The organism is Candidatus Bartonella washoeensis Sb944nv (genome assembly GCF_000278135.1).
Taxonomy (GTDB): domain Bacteria; phylum Pseudomonadota; class Alphaproteobacteria; order Rhizobiales; family Rhizobiaceae; genus Bartonella; species Bartonella washoeensis.
In genome coordinates this window covers 8,243-9,159 of the sequence record NZ_JH725024.1, presented here as the reverse complement: position 1 = coordinate 9,159, position 917 = coordinate 8,243, and the positions used below count along the sequence as shown (strand labels likewise).

The 917-nt window shown below is 36.6% G+C and carries 2 protein-coding genes; one reads left to right on the top strand and one right to left on the bottom strand.

Annotated elements, in window-relative coordinates; translation table 11 throughout:
* Positions 1-222 precede the first annotated feature (222 nt).
* Entirely contained in the window at positions 223-576 is a 354-nt protein-coding gene (locus MCQ_RS09350; RefSeq protein ID WP_006923860.1) for a helix-turn-helix transcriptional regulator, read from the bottom strand.
* 87 nt (positions 577-663) lie between these two features.
* Here MCQ_RS09350 and MCQ_RS04690 point away from each other — a divergent pair, with 87 nt between their 5' ends.
* A complete protein-coding gene (locus MCQ_RS04690; RefSeq protein ID WP_006923858.1) occupies positions 664-900 on the top strand; it encodes a helix-turn-helix domain-containing protein in 237 nt (78 codons plus the stop codon).
* Positions 901-917 lie beyond the last annotated feature (17 nt).

The following is a 917-nucleotide window of genomic DNA, read 5'->3' as shown; positions in this document are numbered from 1 at the left end:
ACTAAGAGAATTTCATCCGATTTTATAAAAACAGGTTTTGTCAAAACAGCCTCCATACAGCCTGTTGGCAACGGTTAATTTATAAGGTATGGGAGCATATAATACGCATAATGCATACATGTCAATAAAAAAATATGCATTATGTGTATTTTTTATTGACGAAGAATCTCTTTATAGGATGCTCATTTGGAGAGAGGAAAGGTTATGAAAGGAAAAAAGCTTTTATTTTTTTTCTTCGTCATTTAGGCGATTTAAAAGGTGAAGGATTGTTTCTTTATCTTTCCGACTTGTTTCCTTCAGCAGATCAATGATTTGTTCTTCAATAGTTTGTTCTACTGTAGAGATTGGAAAGGAGGGACCGTCTCCTTCTCCAGTTAATAACCATCCCTCACTAATTCTAAATGCTTTTGCGTATTTCTTAGATGCACGTGATATTCCTCTAAGCCCTTGTTCATGTTGTATATAGCTAGAGTAGTTCCACCCAAAGTATCTGGCGGCTTCTTTAGCGCTTTTAAAACCACGTACTAAACGTGCTTTCATTAATCTAGACGATTGGTCTGTTATTTTATCGAGCATTTTGATCTCCTAATGTGATTCATATTGCATAAAATTAGTATGCATTTCGACTTGACATTAAAATACTCATAATGCATACTTTTCTGTATGAATGAGATAGAAGCAAAACAATTGAGAAAACGCCTTAATCTTACGCTGGATGAAATGGCGGCGTTATTGGGCGTCAATAGATCAACAGTATGGCGTTGGGAAAAATATGGTGTTCCTTCAAGAGGAACAGTTGCTTATCTTTTACAATCTTTATGTGAGCAACACACCCCCCCAATGTCGCAATTTGTAGACAGTTCCCGTGTTGATAGCACGTGTGAAACTTTACGGCCTTAAGGAAATGAGCATGGCTG